Raw genomic sequence first — 15,937 nt, 5'->3', positions numbered from 1 at the left:
GACGTCGGCGCCTCTCGGCAGCGTCGCCCGGCGTCATGACATGGCCATCCGCTCGAGGTAGAGCTGGCCGATCCCGCTGGCGCCGAGGATGGACGCCCACGCACCGAGCAGCATGAAGGGCCCGAACGGGACGGCGGTCTTGCGGCTCGCGCGGCGCCCCAGCATCAGCAGCACGCCCGCGACCGCACCGAGGAAGAAGCCGCCCAAGGCGCTGGTCAGGAACGCCCCCCAGGAGACGGCGGCGGTCATGCCGCCCACCACCCCGGCGAGCTTCACGTCGCCGAACCCGATGCCGCCGGGCGCGACGATCGCGACGACGTAGAAGAAGGCGAAGAGCAGGGCTGCTCCGACCCCCGCGCGGAGCAGCCCTGCACCGCCGACGCCCAGCGCGAGGAGCACGCCCAGCACGGGGTACGACGGCAGCACGATCACGTTCGGCAACCGATGGACGTCCAGGTCGATCACCGCCAGGGCCACGGCGATGCCTGCGAAGGCGAGGTAGGCCACCAGCAGCGTCGGCTGGTCGGCGAACCGCAGGCCCGCGAGCGCGAAGAGCACCCCGGTGGCCGCCTCGACGGTCGGATAGCGGACGCTGATCGGCAACCCGCAGTCGTAGCACCGGCCGCGGAGGACCAACCAGCCGAGCACCGGGATGTTGTGGCGGGTCCGGATCACGGTGTGGCACTGCGGGCAGGCGGACGGCGGCCTCACGACCGACTCCCCGCGCGGGACCCGGTGGGCCACGACGTTGAGGAACGAGCCGACCACGAGACCGAGGACGCCGGTGAGGGTCACCACGGCGAGCGTCAGCTGGGAGCTCACTGCTGCTCACCCCAGCTGAGGATCTCGACCTTGCGCCGACCCGGTTCGGGCCGTGGGGAGCCGGAGCCCCACGCGGTGTACGGCGGGTCGGTGATCATCGCCCGCACGGTGCGGACCAGGGTGCCGCCCGAGGCGCAGGTCGACTGGCCGACGCAGACGTAGACCTCGAGGTCCACCACGGTCACCTTGTTGCCGAGGCCGTGCCCGGCGACCGGCATCGACACGATCGGGTAGCCGAACTGCTGCGACGGCTGTGCCTTCAGGTTCACTCCCGAGGCGACCAGGCCCCACCGGAAGGCGACCAACGCGGTCCCGGACGAGCCGGGGTCGAGGTCGACGTACCCCTTCGGCACGAACGTGGCGCCCTGCACGACGAAGACGCCGTGGAAGTTCCCGCCCGGTGCGTAGATGATCTGGTCGTCCTGCGCCGTCCGGAGCGACGGCGGGACATAGGTCACCGCGAGCCGCACCGCGTCGATCGTCAGGGTGTCGTCCTTGTTGGCGTCCATCATGCGCAGCTGGAGGAGCGGCTTGGTGGCGTCGAACGCCCCGCCGACGAGGAGCGCGCGCAGCTGGGCGGCGATGTCCGCCTGTCCCCACCCGGTGCCGTCGGGAGCGCTGATGGTCACGTCGGCCGGCGTCTGCGTGCTGACCGTGACCCGCAGCGGCTTCAGGCTCGCCTTCACGTACTTGACCTGGAGGGTTGCGGACGTGATGTCCGCTCCGGCCGGGATCGTCGAGAGACCCGCGAAGTTGCGCAGGTTGACCCCGACGTCGTCGTTGTTGCCGGCGACCTTCCACATCACGTTGGAGGCGTCCGCCGCGCCGATGGGAGCCTGCACCGAGGTCACCGGGGTCGTCGCGGGGGTCAGGGTCCCGGTGGTCCACTTGTCGCCGGCGACGTTGCCGGTGAGCTGGTCCGCGGTAGCGGCGCTGGCGGCGGGGAGCGTGACGGCGGCCTCGGTGCTGCCCGACTGCTCCTGGTAGACCGTCACCGGAGGCTCGCCGCCGTTTGACGGGCCGCACAGCTCGACGCGTGCGGCGTCGCCCACCGTGATCCGGCTGGTCCCGCCGAACACGAACTGCACGCCCGCGATCGGGTCGTTGAGGATCGGGTTCTTGCACCCTCCGGGGATCGAGGTGCCGACGTACTCGCCGCCGATCAGCGTCGTGGTGATGTTCCAGGTGTTCTGGCCGGTGCCGCGCTCCTCGTCGCGGAAGTCGAAGTAGTACTTCCCCGACGAGAATCGTGCCGTGGTGCAGCCGTTCACCGCGTCGCTCAGCGCCTTGGCGTTGTTGTAGAAGCCCGGCTGGAAGACACAGCTGGAGCTGTAGGCACTCGCGTCGCGGTAGGTCGGCACCGAGGTGAGGGGCGGGTCCGGTGCCGTGGGCGTCGGCACGCTGCCCGGCTGGTTGCACGCCTGCGCCGGGCTGCTGACGATCGCTCCGGTGCAGGCGCCCTCGGCCTTGACGTAGCCGTCGGTGACCAAGGCCCCGTTGGTCACGTTGATGTAGGACTTCGACGCGATGCCGCCACGGACCGGCATCGACGCCGAGTTGCCCGTCCCGAGCGGCTTGAGGGTCATGCCGTGCCAGGGGCCCGTCGTCCCGACGGTCGTGAGCGCCCGCGCGAACGCGTCGGTCGGGTCGGGATCGTTGATGCCGACGCCGAGACCGGCGCCGAAGATGCCGGTGCCCGGCACGACGGAGCAGTCGACCCGCGCCGAGCTGTCGGCTGTCTGGTCTCCCGCCCTGGGATAGAGGTTCTTCAGCTCCAGGCTGTTCTTCGGAAGGCTCCCATCGGCGCCGAAGCACCCGGTGCCGTCGGCGTTGGCGGTGAAGGCCCAGTCGGCCCACGGGCCCGGGAAGGTCGGTGTCACCCAGCCGGGCGCCTTGCTGCCGAGGCGGAGGTTGTTGACGGCGACCTTGGCGGCGGCGTCCGCGCCGTAGGACGTGCCGGCGACCCCGCGCAGGGCCACCGTGGCCCGCAGGCTGGTCGAGCCCTGGGTCAAGAGGGCGCCGGTCACCAGCGCAACCGTCGTGATGATGAGCAGCGCAATGATCAGCATGGCGCCGCTGTCGTCACTCAGTCCGCGACGTCGGATGCTCATCCCTGCCTCCGGTCTGCCGAGACGGTGGTGGTGTAGCCGGGACTGCCGGCCGCCTTCGCGTCCTTGACGGTGAACGTCATGGAGACGCGGTTCGGAGGCGTCGCGGCCGTGCACGTGGTGTCGCAGGAGATCGACGGCGTGCCCGTGAGGTTGTGGGCGACCGTCAGGGGAGCGCCGACCACAGCGCCCCTGCAACGCACCCGCTGGAGGTTGAAGCGACTGCCGTTCGGCACGGTGACGTAGGCGACCCCTTGCGCCGTGGTGCTCCACGGGTCGGGCGCGGTGGGATCTGTCTCGAAGTCGTTCCAGCCGAAGGCGACGACGACGGATCCGACCGAGCCGCCGCAGCCACCGGGTCCGGCCGCGCCGACGAACACCGACTGGTCCACGCCGAACGTGTTGGTGCTGGAGGAGAAGTACCGCCGGCCCAGGCTGCTGACGTCGTTCTGCCAGTACGTCGAGATGAACTGCTCGTCCGTCGACTCGTTGAGTCGTGCGCTGGTCTCGGTGGTCGACGTCAGGTAGGAGAACATCACGCCGCACAGCGCGACGGAGACGATGCCCAGGATCGCAACGGTGATCACCATCTCGATGAGGGTGAATCCGTCGTCCCGCTCCGCCGGCCGCTGGCGCTCTTCGGTCAGCTGCATGGGTCGGCCCCCGCTGCGGCGGCGCTGCCGTTGCAGGGCTGGCGCAGGACCACGGTCAGCGTCTCCTCGGCGCGGCGGACCGAGTCTCCGGTGGTCCTCACCTTGAGGTCCAGGCGCTGGATCCCGTCGCCGGTGCATGCGCCCCAGGTCGAGCCGTTCCAGGACTGCACCGCCGTGACCGACGGAACGTAACCGGCCGGCAGGTCCGGCACGGCCACAGCGGCGTAGGCCGCCGCAGCGGCGCCGCACGACTTGTAGCCGCCGCTCGAGTCCACGAAGTTCTGGATCGCCTCGGCGAAGCTGCGCACGTAGGCGCCGCCCGTCGCGCTGTTGCGGTGGATGGTCGAGGTCTGGGTGCTCATCATGAGCCCCCCGAGGATGGCCACGGCCGCGATGCCGAGGATCGCGATGGCGACGACCAGCTCGATCAGGGTCTCGCCCCGGTCGGAGTTGTGCGGTGATCGATGGACGGACATGTCACACGTTGACCTGACGGAAGATCCCGTACATCGCGGAGACCAGCGCCACCGCGACGAAGCCGACGATCAGGCCCATCACGACGATGACGATCGGCTCGAAGAGCGCGGTCAGCTTCGCGATCTTGTAGTCGAGCTCGGTCTCGTAGTACCCCGCGGTGACCTCGAGCTGGGTGTCGAGGGAGCCGGTGTCCTCGCCGACGCGCAGCATCTGCGTCGCTGTCCCCGGGAAGATCCCGGTGCGTGCCAGGGGGCCGGCGATGCCCTGGCCCTCGAGGATCTGCTCCGTCACCTCGCCGAGCCGCTTGATGTAGACGCGGTTCCGCAGCGCCTCGGTCGTCACCGCCAGCGCGTCCGTCAGGTTGACGCCGGCGCTCACCATCGACCCGAGGACGCGGCAGAACCGCTCGACCAGGGCGTACTGGATGGTCTCCCCGAGCACCGGCACCTTCAGCAGGAAGGCGTCGCGGGCGTACTTGCCGCCGTTCGTCCGGGTGATCGCGAAGAAGAGCACCGCGGACGCGACGACCGCTCCGGCGATCGCCCACCACCAGCTTCCGAGGAAGCCGGTGATGCCCAGCAGCATGCGGGTCGGGAGCGGCAGTTCGGCGTCGAGGCTGGCGAAGAAGTCCTCGAACTTCGGCAGGACGTAGATCGCCAGGACCAGCACCGTGACCGACGACATCGCCGCGACGATCACCGGGTAGATGATCGCCGACTTGAGCTTGCGCCGGGCCGCGAGGTCCCGCTCGATGTAGCCCGAGAGGCGGGCCAGCACGGTGTCGAGCTCTCCGGTGAGCTCGGCCGACCGGACGATGCTCCGGTAGAACTGCGGAAACACCTTGGGGAACCTGTCCAGGCAGTCGGAGAAGCGCTCGCCCGAGCGCAGGCCGTCCTCGATCTCGTTCATCATCCGCCGGACCGAGGAGTTGTCGTTCTCGGCACCGATCGTGTGCACGGCCTCGAGGATCGGCAGGCCGGCGCGGAGGAAGGCAGCGATCTGGCGGGACAGGTGCATGACCTCCTCGCGCTTGATGCGCGGTCCCGAGATCTCGTAGTTGAGCAGGCTCTTCTTCTCCGTCACGCGCAGCTGGCGGACGTGCCGCTCGTAGAGCGACACCTCGGCGTCGGAGCGGCTCGCGGCCTTGTGGGTTCCCTTGACCTCGATACCGTCGAGGTTGACTCCGACATAGGCGAACTTGGGCATTGTCAGACTCCTGCGATGTAGATCGAGCGCATGACCTCGGCAGCCGTGGTCGTCCCGTCCCTGACCAGTCGAGCTGCCTGCTCCTGCAGGGTGCGCATGCCCTGGCTGGAGGCGAGCTTGCGCATCTCGTCGTGCGGGGCGCGGTCGACGATCAGCTCCCGGACCTGGTCGGTGACCGCCAGCAGCTCGTAGACGCCGATCCGCTCGAGGAAGCCGGTGTGGGAGCAGAAGTGGCAGCCGACGCCGCGCAGGAACTGCTCGACCTCCACCTCCGGGTCACCGAAACGCCGGAGGAAGGCCAGCTCCTCGGGTGAGGGGGAGTAGGGCTCGAGACAGCTCGTGCAGCTGCGGCGGACCAGCCGCTGGGCGACCACCGCTGTCACCGACGAGGCGATGAGGAACGACTCGATCCCCATGTCGAGGAGACGGTAGAGCGCCGAGACCGCCTCGGTCGCGTGCAGCGAGGAGAGGACGAGGTGGCCGGTCAAGGCGGACTGGACGGCGATCCGCGCGGTGTCGACATCGCGGATCTCGCCGACCAGGATGACGTCGGGGTCCTGGCGGAGGATGGACCTCAACCCTCCGGAGAAGGTGACGCCGGCCGGCTCGTTGATCTGGATCTGGTTGATCGAGTCGAAGGTGTACTCGACCGGGTCCTCGATGGTCATGATGTTGCGCTCGGGGGTGTTGAGCTCGCCGAGCGATGCGTACAGCGTGGTCGTCTTGCCGCCGCCGGTCGGCCCGGCGCAGATCACCATGCCGTACGGCGCGTGGATCAGCTGGCTGTAGCGGTCCGCCGTGTCGGACGGCATGCCGAGCTGCTCGAGCCGGAAGAGCGACCGCGACTTGTCGAGCAACCGCATGACGACCTTCTCACCGCCGACCACGGCCGTGCTCGCCACGCGGATGTCGACGTCCCGGCCCTCGACCACCATGGAGATCTGGCCGTCCTGCGCGCGCCGCCGCTCGACGATGTTCATCCCGCTGAGGATCTTGACCCGGCTCACGATGGCGGGCCCGATCGAGCCGGGCAGGTCGAGCACGTCGGCGAGGGCGCCGTCGATGCGGTACCGGACCCGCACCCGATCACCGGACGGCTCGATGTGGATGTCCGAAGCACGATCACGCAGTCCTTGGGTGATGATCATCTGCACGACCTGGACGACCGGCGCGTCCTCGTTGACCTGGGCCGTCTCGAGCTGGTCGGCCTCCCGCCGCAGGCTGTCGCGGGCCTCGAACGCCTGGATCTGGCCTTCCACCTCGCGGGTGGCCTTGTACTCGCTCGCGAGTGCCCGCTCCAGGTCCGCGTGGGTCGCGACCACGAGCCTCGCCGACCGACCGAGCGCGCTCGCGAGCTCCGCCCGGCGCTCGGGAGACGGGTCGACGACGGCCACGACGACGTGTTCGTCCTCGATCGCGATCGGCAACGCGCGGAGTGCATGGGCAGCCTCCTGCGGGAGGAGGGCGACGGCCGCCGCGTCGGGATCGGTGTGCCGGAAGTCGACCTCGTCGACGCCGTAGTGTGCGGCCAGGGTGTGCGCCAGGTCCTCGTCGGTCATCACCCCGGATCCGATCAGCTGCTCGGCGAGCGAGCCACCTGCGTCGATGCTGCGCGCAGCGTCGACCTGGTGCGGTTCCAGCCGGCGCGACGCCACGAGCGCCTCCGCCAGCCGCTCGTCGTACGCGTCGGGGCCGACCGACGCGGAGGCGGACTGCTCGTCGCGCGAGCGACTCCGGAGCTTCATGGCGTCACACCCGTCCCGCGGTGGCGAGTCGCGGCCTGGTCTCGATGTCCTTCGGGTAGAGGCTCCGCGCGGCCGCGTCCTCCTCGGTCACGGCGCCGGCCTGGATGAGCCGTGAGAGCGACTGCTCGAGGGTCAGCATGCCGTCGCGGGTTCCGGTGACCAGGCAGTTGCGCAGCTGGTGGGTCTTGCCCTCCTTGATGAGGTTGCGCACTGCCGGCGTGGCGACCAGGACCTCGTACGCCGCCGTCATCCCGCCGCCGACCTTGGGGATGAGCCGCTGGTAGACCACGCAGCTCAGCGCCGCGGCGAGCTGCACCCTGATCTGGGCCTGCTGCTCGGCGGGGAAGACGTCGATCATGCGCCCGATCGACTGGGCCGTGTCGTTGGTGTGGAGAGTGGCGAAGACCAGGTGGCCGGTCTCCGCCACGGTGAGCGCGAACCGGATCGACTCGAGATCGCGCATCTCGCCGACCAGGAGGACGTCGGGGTCCTCGCGCAGGACGCTTCGGAGCGCGTCCGGGAAGTTGGCGGTGTCGGTGCCGACCTCGCGCTGGTTGACGGCCGACAGCTTGTGGTCGTGGACGTACTCGATGGGGTCCTCGACGGTGATGATGTGGCAGCCACGGGTCTGGTTGATGAGATCGATGAGCGAGGCCAGCGTCGTCGACTTGCCCGAACCGGTCGGCCCGGTCATCAGCACGAGACCCTGGTGGCGCAGCGCGAGGTCGCGGAGCACGGGTGGCAGGCCGAGGTCGTCGGGAGACGGGATGGAGCGCGGGATCATCCGGAGCGCCACGGCGGTGAGGCCGCGCTGGGTGAACGCGTTGCCCCGGATCCGGGCGTTGTCGCGCCAGGAGAAGGAGAAGTCGTACTCATGGCTGGCCGCCCAGGACCGCGCCTGCTCGGGAGTGAGCACCTCGGCGAGGAGGGCGTCGGTGTCCTCGGCGGACAGCGACGTGCTCCCGGGCGCCGGGGCCAGCGTGCCGTCGATGCGGAGCATGGGCGGCAGTCCGACCGAGAGGAGCAGGTCGGTGCCGCCGGCCTGCCACAGGCTGGCGAGCAGCCCGTCGATCCGGCTGCCGATCTGGTGGAAAGTCGTCTGCATGGTGGCGCCGCTCCTCTGCTGGGTGGGGTGGACCGTTCTGGAGCGGGAGGGCCGCGGCGGGCCGCGGCCCTCCCGTCAGATCACGGTCAGCAGCCGGTCGCGGTCCCGGTGGCGGTGATCGCGGTGGCGGCGGTGAGCGACGACGGGGTGCTCTTGATGTACTTGGCCGTGACGAGGTCGCCGACGGTGGCCGGGTAGGCGCCGTTCTTGGCGTTCCACGCCTCCGCGGCGACCTCGACGGACTTGCAGTCCGTGGCCTTCGCCTGGTCCTTGGCGTCCTGCCGGAAGGTCGCGACGCCGAAGACGACGATCCCGGCCAGGACGCCGAGCACCGTGATGACGATCAGGAGCTCGATGAGCGTGAAGCCGGAGTCCTCGTTGCGGACCTTGCGGCCGTTCTCGATTGCGCTGTGAAGCATGGTGGGTTCCCCCTAGACGGTGAAGTGAGATGGAGGCCCCGAGCGCCGGTGGCAGTGGATCCCGATCTGGCAATGGCCCGTCCCGCAACCGACACCGCTTACCGCATTCGGATGAGGGGAGCCGCGCCGCTCGCAACCAGGCCGCACAACCCGCATATCGGGTATGAGTCGGGATTTCGTTCGCCGCTGATCGGCGGCGTGCTGCGCAGTCCTCAGGTCATCGGGGCGTGGCTGGACGCTCGCCCTCCGAGGGGAGCTCTGGGCATCCCGACACGCCGCTGACCAGCCAGGATGGCGCGGCGGAACGGGGCGCCGGCGGACCCACGAGGACGCGGTCGTCGGCGAGCGGGCGGCCACCGCGGACCTCACCGGCCGGCCGCGGTGACACTGGTCCGAAGCGGTGGTCTAGTCACCCCGACGGCGCGCGACCACCGAGGACCAGGCAGACGCAGGTGCCTCCACCTGGGGTATGACGGCGACGACCGGCGACGCCGTGGTCCCCGCCAGGCCAGCGGGCGCGGGAGGGCTGTTGTCCCGGTGGGTCCAGCGAGCCGATGCTGCAGTGGAGTGGTTCACCCGGGACGCGTTGGCGACCGATCCGCGCGACAGCGGTCCACCGGGTTCGACGCGCCACCAGAGGTCAGGACGGCGGCGCGTGGACCCTCGCCGCCGTGGCCGTACCGGTCACCAGGCCTGCAGCGCCGCGGTACGGCGCGAGGCCTCGGCGACCTCGGCGGCCTTCAGCTCGGTCTCCGGCAGGTCGGCGTGAGAGGCCCACCACGCCTGCCCGGCGGCCGGGAGCGTGTGGATCGGGTCGTAGTACTCGTACGTGCGCGACAGCGCCTCGGCGTCGGTCGCCTCGATCGAGGTGCGGTAGTTCTTGGTCCAGTAGGAGATGCCGCGCTCGGCGTCGTAGTCGGCGACCTGGTGCACCCAGCGCTTGCCGACGAACGGCACGTCGCACACGATCCGTGGGGTCGCGAAGCCCGGCAGGTAGCCCATGATGTGGTGCTGCAGGCGCTGCGCGTCGGCGACCGACACCCGCCAGTGCTCCGAGTAGGGGATCAGGTCGCACATGTAGAAGTAGTAGGGCATGATCTGCGCGCCGTCGAGGAGCCGGAAGCACAGGTCGAGCAGCGCGTGCGGGTCGGCGTTGACGCCGTTGAGGAGCACGCCCTGGTTGCGCACGTCGCGGACGCCGGCCTCGAGCATCGCCTGGGTGGCGCTGGCGACGAGCGGCGTGATCGAGTTCGCGTGGTTGGCGTGGGTGTGGATCGCCAGGGAGACGCCGCGCGACCGGGCGATCGTCGCGACCCGGCCGACGCCCTCGCGCACGTCGTCCTGCAGCCAGTGCTGCGGGAGCCCGACGAGCGCCTTGGTCGCGAGCCGGATGTCCCGGATGTTGTCGATCTCGAGGAGCCGGGTGAGGAAGTCCTCCAGCCGCGGCCACGGCATGTTCGCCACGTCGCCGCCGGAGACGACCACGTCGCGCACCGAGGGGGTACGGCGCAGGTAGTCGAGCATCGAGCCGAGCCGGTCGGTGGGCTTGCCGACGAACTTCAGCTTGTCGACGGTGGCGGTGGAGTTGCCGACGAGGTCCATGCGCGTGCAGTGGCCGCAGTACTGCGGGCAGGTCGGCAGCAGCTCGGCGAGCACCTTGGTCGGGTAGCGGTGCGTGAGCCCCTCGGCGACCCACATGTCGTGCTCGTGGAGGGAGTCGCGGGTGGCGTGCGGGTGCGAGGGCCAGTCGGTGCGGCGGTCGGAGAAGACCGGGAGCATGTAGTGGCGCACCGGGTCGGCGTAGAACGCCTCGGTCAACGAGCCCGGCCCGTGCGGCACCGACGTGGGCACCATCGTGTTCATCATCTGCGGCGGCACCAGCATCGACATCGTCGCGCGCTCGGCCTGGTCGCGCTCGAGGTCGGCGTAGAAGCGCTCGTCGAGCAGGTCGCCCATCAGCTCGCGCAGCTGCTTGATGTTCTTGACGCAGTGGGCGCGCTGCCACTGCACGGACGCCCACTCCTCGGTCGTGACGTCACGCCAGCCGGGGAAGCGGGTCCAGTCCGGCTCGACGAGCTCCACCCGCTGGTAGGGGTAGGGCTGGCCGGTCTGGTCCTCGACGAGGGCAGCGATGGACGTCTCGATGCTCATGCCGCGAGCGTAAGCGGAGATCTTGCGGTGATGCAAACCACACGCCGGATGTCTTCCGGTCAGATCAGGTCGCTGGCGAGCAACGTACGGCGCACGTCCGCATGGTCCGGGTCCCGTCCGTAGCGCAGCCAGTAGACGCCCTCCACGAGCTCGCGCAGGCTCGCGACGTCACCCGCGCCCAGGACGCAGTCCATGAGGAGCAGCTGCGGCTGGTGCCCGTCGTCGTGCGGCGGGTGGTACTCGCGCACGGGCAGCAGCCGGCCGCCCAGCCGCTCGTAGAACGCGATCCGTCGACGGTGCTCCACCACGGACTCCTCCGGGATCCCCGCCTCGCCGGGGTCCTCGACGTCCCACACCAGGCGGGTGCGACCCTCCGCGGCGAGCAGCCCGGTCAGGTGCTCCCACATCGACGATCCGGTGCCCTGCCCGCGCCGGCCGACGGCGTAGTACCTCAGGAACGTCCACGTCGTGCCGGCGAGATCGCGCACGAGGGCGAGCCCGGCGGGCCCGGCGTCGTCGAGCAGCACCAGCATCCGGTCGGCGAACAGGTCCGGGAACGGCGCCTGGAGGTCCGGGGGGAAGGCGTCGACGTAGATGCGCTCGACCGCCGCCAGCTCGCGCGGCGTCAGCTCGTCGGCCTCGACCAGCCTCATCGCTCCTATACCACCTCTCCGGCCAGCACCGTCGAGAGCACCTCGATGTCGCGGATGGCGGCCGGCTCGACCGTGGCGGGATCGTCGGAGAGGACGGCGAGGTCGGCGTACTTGCCGACGGCGACCGTGCCCCGGTCGCGCTCCGCGTGCGAGGCGTACGCCGAGCCGAGGGTGTAGGCGCGCAGCGCCTCCAGCCCGGTGATCGCCTCCTCGGGCCCACAGGGCTGACCGGAGTCCGTGCGGCGGTTGACCATGTCGTGGATGCCGCGCAGCGGCGTGCCGTCGACGACCGGCCGGTCCGAGCTGCCCGGCACGACCACGCCGGCGTCGAGCAGCGAGCGGTAGCGGTAGGCCCACCCGGCGCGCTCGGGGCCGAGCGCACGCAGCATGCCGTCGCCGATCTCTCCGACGAACCGGCCCTGCGGCACGGGCACGACGCCGAGCGCCGCCGCCCGCTCGACCTGGTCGGGGCGGGAGACCCCGAAGTGCTCGATGCGGTGGCGTACGTCGGGGCGCGGCCACCGTCGCTGCGCCTCCTCGACCGCGTCCAGCACGAGGTCGATCGCGGCGTCCCCGATCGCGTGGGTCGCGACCCGCCAGCCCGAGCGGTGCGCGTCGATGATCCGGGTCCGGAGCGCGGCGGCGTCGCCCTGCAGGTAGCCGCGCTCGCCGGGGGTGTCGGCGAACTCCTCGGTCATCGCGCAGGTGTGCCCGATCAGCGACCCGTCGGAGAAGACCTTCACGGGGCCGATCCGCAGCCGGTCGTCGCCCAGCCCGGTCCGGATGCCGAGGTCGATGCCCAGCGGCATCCCGTCGGCCTCGTGGGCCGGCACCGGGTGGAGCACGTCGGCGGCCACCATCAGCTCGACCCGCACCGGCAGGCGCCCGGCGTCACGGGCGGCCTGGTAGGCCGCGACCTCGACCGGCGTCTTGCCGATCCAGCCACCGCCGACGCCGGCCTCGACGACGCTGGTGATGCCCTGCGAGAGGTAGACCCGCCCGGCCCGCTCGATCGCGTCGACCAGCTGCTCGACGGGGTAGGGGAGCACCAGCGGCCCCAGCAGCTGCTGGGCCTGCTCCTGGAGCAGCCCGGTCGGCCGTCCGGCGGCGTCGGTGACCACCAGGCCTCCCGGCACGTCGACGGGGGACTCCGCGATGCCGAGCTCGGCCAGCACGGCGCCGCTGACCACGCACATGTGTCCCGACGTGTGCCTGAGCCAGACCTTCCGGCCCGCGGCGACCCGCTCCAGGCCCTCACGGGTCGGGTGCCCGCCGGTCTTGTTGTCGTCGTAGCCGGCCCCGACGATCCACTCGTCCGGCCCGGTCGCCGCGGCCCGGGCCGCGACGGCGTCGTAGAGCGCGTCGAGCGAGCCGACCCGCAGGTCGACCTCGGCGAGGGAGAGGCCGTACCACGCCATGTGGTTGTGGGCGTCGTGGAAGCCGGGCACCACGACCGCACCGCCCAGGTCGAGCGTGCGGTGCGCTGGCACGTCCTCCAGCGCGACGACGCGGTCCCGCCAGATCGCGACCGCGGGGGCGACGGCGTCGCCGTCGAGCGTGCGGACGCGCGCGTTGGTGAGCAGCAGGTCGGCCTTCACAGCTTCGCCTTCTCGACGCGGTGCGACGCGGTCAGCGGCAGGTCGTCGCGGAACTCCCACAGCCGCGGGACCTTGAACGCCGCCAGCCGCTCGGCGCACCACGCCTCGAGCTCCTCGGCGCCCGCGCCGGGCGCCACGACGTACGCCTTGACCTCCTCGCCGCGGATCTCGTCGGGCACGCCGACGACGGCGGCCAGCCGCACCGCCGGGTGGGCGAGCAGCACCTCCTCGACCTCGCGGGCGGCGATGTTCTCGCCGCTGCGACGGATCATGTCCTTGAGCCGGCCGGTCAGGTAGACGCGGCCCTCGTCGTCGAGCCGGGCGAGGTCGCCGGTGGGGAACCAGCCCTCGACGAACGGGTCGGGGTGGCCGAGGTAGCCGTCCATCATCCCGGGCCCGCGCAGCCACATCTGCCCGTCGTCGTCGATCCGCACCTCGCGGTGCCCGGCGGGCCGGCCGAGGCACCCGCTGCCGACGAGCTCGTCGTGGTCGTCGGGGGTGACCCGGAGGTCGGCACCGGTCTCGGTCATCCCGAACGCCTCGAACCACGGCACCCCCCAGCGGTCCTCGAGCTCCGCGTGGAGGGCCACCGGGATCGCCGAGCACTGGACGGCGCGCACCCGGTGGTCGCGGTCCGCGGGGTCGGGCGGCATCCGCAGCAGCAGCGTCGGCATCGCGGCCAGGCAGTAGAAGTAGGTCACCTCGTGCCGGCGCACCTGCTCCCAGAACGTCGAGGGGTGGAAGCCGTCGAGCGCCACCAGGTGGGCGCCGGCCATGAGGGCGGTCACGACGTTCCACATCGGGTCGAGGTAGAAGAACGGCTGCGCGGTCAGCATCACGTCGTCGGCGTCGATCCGCGGGAACTCCTCGACCAGGCTGCGGCCCAGCGTCGTCCAGTAGCGGTGCGACAGCAGGCAGCCCTTGGGCCGTCCGGTGGTGCCGGAGGTGTACTGCACGTTGACGGTCGAGCCGGCGTCGACGGGCCGCTGCTCGAACGCATCGTCCGAGTGCAGGTCCTCCACCAGGACCACGTCCGGGGCGGGGGACAGGCCGCGGAGCAGCCCGGCGTACGCCGGAGACGTGACGGCGAGCCGGACCTCGGCGTCGTCGAGGAGGTGCTGGGCGTCGGCGGTCCGGTAGCGGACGTTGAGCGGCACGACGGCGGCGCCGAGCCGGGCGAGCGCGAACCAGACCAGCGGGAACTCCGGGGAGTTGTCCAGCATCACCGCGACCCGGTCGCCCGCCTCCACGCCCCGCTCGCGCAGCGCCTGGGCGAGGGCCGCGCTCTGCGCGCAGACCTCCGAGAAGGTCAGCGTCCGCTCGGCGCCGTCGGGCGCCACGAACGTCCATGCCGGCCGGTCCGGCCAGCGCTCGTCGGCCCAGACGAGCAGGGAGACCAGCGTCCGGTCAGCCACGGCCGAAGGCCTCCTTGGGAGCGGCGCCCTCGCCGGACAGCGAGGTCAGGATCGCGTGGTCGACCTCGCGGGCCATCGCGCCCTCCATGGTCGCGTCGAGGCCGTGGTCGAGCACCTGCTTGGCCAGGCTGAGGGCGAGCGGAGGCCGCTGGGCGAGCGTGCGCGCGAGGTCGAGCGCCGCCTCCTCGTGCTCGCCGGCCGGCACGGCCCGGGCGACGAGCCCCAGCTCGGCGGCCTCCGCGCCCGTGACGCGGTCGCCGAGGAGCAGCAGCTCCTTGGCCTTGGCCCAGCCGACGAGGGCCGGCAGCAGCTTGGAGATGCCACCGGTGACGCTCAGCCCGACGCCGACCTCCGGGAAGCCGAACTGCGCGTCCTCCGCCGCGACCACCACGTCGCAGGCGAGCGCGAACTCGCAACCGGCACCGAGGGCGTAGCCGTGCACCGCGGCGACCACCGGACCGGGGAAGCGGCGCACCAGCCTGGTCACGTCCTGGATCTCCTCCAGCCGGGCGCGGGTCTGCACCGGCGTCTCCACCGGCTCGGGCTCCTTGAGGTCGTGCCCGGCGCAGAACGCGCGCCCGCGGCCGGCGAGCACGACGACGCGGGCGCCCTCCCGGTCGGCGCGGGCGAGGGCGTCGCGGAGACCGAGGGTCAGCGCCGGCACGACGGCGTTGAGGCGCTCGGGCCGGTTGAGGTGGATCACCGCGACGTCGCCGTCGCGCACGTACTCGACCTCCACGGAGGCACTCCTTCACGTCCGGTCTACCGATCGATCGATCGGTAGGGCATCATCGGCACCGTAGGTCGTCGTCGGAGAGGGGGTCAAGTGGCCGCATCCACCGCTGGGCCCACGACTGCGGACCGGGTCCGCGACGCCGCGCTGGCGCTGTTCGCCGAGCGCGGCTACCACGGCACCGGGATCCGGCAGCTCGCCGACGCCGCGGGCCTCTCCTCCGCGTCGCTCTACCACTACATGGGCACCAAGGAGGAGCTGCTCGTCGCGATCATGCGCGAGAGCCTCAGCGGGCTGGTGGAGGCGGGGGAGCGGGCCGCGGACGAGCACCCCGACCCCCGGGCGCGGCTGGTCGCCCTCGTCGGCCTGCACGTCCGCGCGCACGCGGAGGGTCCCGCCCAGACCCGGGTCGTCGACGACGAGGTCCGGGCGCTCTCGCCGGGAGCACGCGCCGAGGTGGTGGCGCTGCGGGACCGCTACGAGGACCTCTGGCAGCGCACGCTCGAGGCCGGCGTCGCCGACGGGTCCTTCCGGCTCGGCTCCGTCCCCGTCGGCCGGCGGGCGCTGCTCGAGATGTGCACCGGCGTGGCGCGCTGGTGGACGCCCTCCGGCCCGCTCGACACCGACGCACTGGCGGCGGAGTACGCCGGCCTGGCGCTCCGTCTCGTGGGTGCTGCGGACCCGGACGCGCTCTAGCCACGGCGTGTCGCCCGCGACACGCCGTGGCCCCACGAACTTTTGCGTTCCCGCGCCGGACCGGCGACCCGGCCTGACCTGCGGTTTCGCCCATCTGCGCAGGTCAGCGGACGGTTGACATCCGGCCGGGGCTGCGTCCAAGGTGTGCCGGTCGCT

At 71.5% G+C, this 15,937-nt stretch carries 14 protein-coding genes; 1 reads left to right on the top strand and 13 read right to left on the bottom strand.

What is annotated here, in order from left to right:
• Window positions 1-33: 33 nt before the first annotated feature.
• The 13 genes from HZF07_RS03350 to HZF07_RS03290 all read right to left on the bottom strand — a co-directional run bounded on the left by HZF07_RS03350 (window position 34) and on the right by HZF07_RS03290 (window position 15,091).
• A complete protein-coding gene (locus HZF07_RS03350) occupies window positions 34-822 on the bottom strand; it encodes a prepilin peptidase (RefSeq protein WP_198346527.1) in 789 nt (262 codons plus the stop codon).
• Window positions 819-2,933 (bottom strand): hypothetical protein, encoded by a 2,115-nt coding sequence (locus HZF07_RS03345; protein ID WP_157346939.1) that lies wholly within the window; start codon window positions 2,931-2,933, stop codon window positions 819-821. The genes HZF07_RS03350 and HZF07_RS03345 overlap by 4 nt, the downstream gene beginning before the upstream one ends.
• Entirely contained in the window at window positions 2,930-3,583 is a 654-nt protein-coding gene (locus HZF07_RS03340) for a PulJ/GspJ family protein (protein ID WP_157346937.1), read from the bottom strand. Before HZF07_RS03340 ends, HZF07_RS03345 begins: the two co-directional genes overlap by 4 nt.
• Window positions 3,574-4,059: a prepilin-type N-terminal cleavage/methylation domain-containing protein gene (locus HZF07_RS03335; protein WP_157346935.1), complete on the bottom strand. Its 486-nt coding sequence runs from the start codon at window positions 4,057-4,059 to the stop codon at window positions 3,574-3,576. The genes HZF07_RS03340 and HZF07_RS03335 overlap by 10 nt, the downstream gene beginning before the upstream one ends.
• Before the next feature lies 1 nt (window position 4,060).
• Window positions 4,061-5,266, bottom strand: coding sequence for a type II secretion system F family protein (locus HZF07_RS03330; protein WP_157346933.1), 1,206 nt, complete (start codon window positions 5,264-5,266; stop codon window positions 4,061-4,063).
• A 2-nt stretch (window positions 5,267-5,268) separates the two neighbouring features.
• The gene (locus HZF07_RS03325; protein ID WP_157346931.1) at window positions 5,269-7,011 is read right to left on the bottom strand and encodes a GspE/PulE family protein; all 1,743 of its coding nucleotides are present in this window, start codon (window positions 7,009-7,011) and stop codon (window positions 5,269-5,271) included.
• 4 nt (window positions 7,012-7,015) lie between these two features.
• The gene (locus HZF07_RS03320) at window positions 7,016-8,116 is read right to left on the bottom strand and encodes a type IV pilus twitching motility protein PilT (protein WP_157346928.1); all 1,101 of its coding nucleotides are present in this window, start codon (window positions 8,114-8,116) and stop codon (window positions 7,016-7,018) included.
• Window positions 8,117-8,202: 86 nt separating this feature from the next.
• Window positions 8,203-8,535, bottom strand: a complete 333-nt coding sequence (locus HZF07_RS03315; RefSeq protein ID WP_157346926.1) for a competence type IV pilus major pilin ComGC — start codon at window positions 8,533-8,535, stop codon at window positions 8,203-8,205.
• Between the two features lie 684 nt (window positions 8,536-9,219).
• On the bottom strand, window positions 9,220-10,686 hold the full coding sequence (locus HZF07_RS03310) for a KamA family radical SAM protein (protein ID WP_157346924.1): 1,467 nt from the start codon (window positions 10,684-10,686) through the stop codon (window positions 9,220-9,222).
• A gap of 59 nt (window positions 10,687-10,745) precedes the next feature.
• Window positions 10,746-11,339: a GNAT family N-acetyltransferase gene (locus HZF07_RS03305; RefSeq protein ID WP_157346922.1), complete on the bottom strand. Its 594-nt coding sequence runs from the start codon at window positions 11,337-11,339 to the stop codon at window positions 10,746-10,748.
• Window positions 11,340-11,344: 5 nt separating this feature from the next.
• A complete protein-coding gene (locus HZF07_RS03300) occupies window positions 11,345-12,937 on the bottom strand; it encodes an amidohydrolase (RefSeq protein WP_181644711.1) in 1,593 nt (530 codons plus the stop codon).
• Window positions 12,934-14,352 carry an AMP-binding protein gene (locus HZF07_RS03295; protein WP_181644710.1) on the bottom strand — a complete coding sequence of 473 codons (1,419 nt, stop codon included), beginning with the start codon at window positions 14,350-14,352 and terminating at the stop codon, window positions 12,934-12,936. The genes HZF07_RS03300 and HZF07_RS03295 overlap by 4 nt, the downstream gene beginning before the upstream one ends.
• Window positions 14,345-15,091 (bottom strand): enoyl-CoA hydratase/isomerase family protein, encoded by a 747-nt coding sequence (locus tag HZF07_RS03290; RefSeq protein WP_181644709.1) that lies wholly within the window; start codon window positions 15,089-15,091, stop codon window positions 14,345-14,347. The genes HZF07_RS03295 and HZF07_RS03290 overlap by 8 nt, the downstream gene beginning before the upstream one ends.
• Window positions 15,092-15,178: 87 nt before the next feature.
• Between HZF07_RS03290 and HZF07_RS03285 the strand changes: the two genes are divergently transcribed.
• Window positions 15,179-15,781, top strand: coding sequence for a TetR/AcrR family transcriptional regulator (locus HZF07_RS03285; RefSeq protein ID WP_181644708.1), 603 nt, complete (start codon window positions 15,179-15,181; stop codon window positions 15,779-15,781).
• Window positions 15,782-15,937 lie beyond the last annotated feature (156 nt).

The organism is Nocardioides agri (assembly GCF_013778305.1).
GTDB lineage: Bacteria > Actinomycetota > Actinomycetes > Propionibacteriales > Nocardioidaceae > Nocardioides > Nocardioides agri.
Note: the sequence above shows the minus strand (reverse complement) of the source record. Positions and strands in the feature narration are given on the sequence as shown.

Bases quoted from the DNA above. Each gene is read 5' to 3' on its own strand.
- HZF07_RS03330 (WP_157346933.1), bottom strand. From the start codon at position 5,266: ATGCCCAAGTTCGCCTATGTCGGAGTCAACCTCGACGGTATCGAGGTC.
- HZF07_RS03320 (WP_157346928.1), bottom strand. From the start codon at position 8,116: ATGCAGACGACTTTCCACCAGATCGGCAGCCGGATCGACGGGCTGCTC.
- HZF07_RS03335 (WP_157346935.1), bottom strand. From the start codon at position 4,059: ATGTCCGTCCATCGATCACCGCACAACTCCGACCGGGGCGAGACCCTG.
- HZF07_RS03345 (WP_157346939.1), bottom strand. From the start codon at position 2,933: ATGAGCATCCGACGTCGCGGACTGAGTGACGACAGCGGCGCCATGCTG.
- HZF07_RS03310 (WP_157346924.1), bottom strand. From the start codon at position 10,686: ATGAGCATCGAGACGTCCATCGCTGCCCTCGTCGAGGACCAGACCGGC.
- HZF07_RS03340 (WP_157346937.1), bottom strand. From the start codon at position 3,583: ATGCAGCTGACCGAAGAGCGCCAGCGGCCGGCGGAGCGGGACGACGGA.
- HZF07_RS03305 (WP_157346922.1), bottom strand. From the start codon at position 11,339: ATGAGGCTGGTCGAGGCCGACGAGCTGACGCCGCGCGAGCTGGCGGCG.
- HZF07_RS03325 (WP_157346931.1), bottom strand. From the start codon at position 7,011: ATGAAGCTCCGGAGTCGCTCGCGCGACGAGCAGTCCGCCTCCGCGTCG.
- HZF07_RS03315 (WP_157346926.1), bottom strand. From the start codon at position 8,535: ATGCTTCACAGCGCAATCGAGAACGGCCGCAAGGTCCGCAACGAGGAC.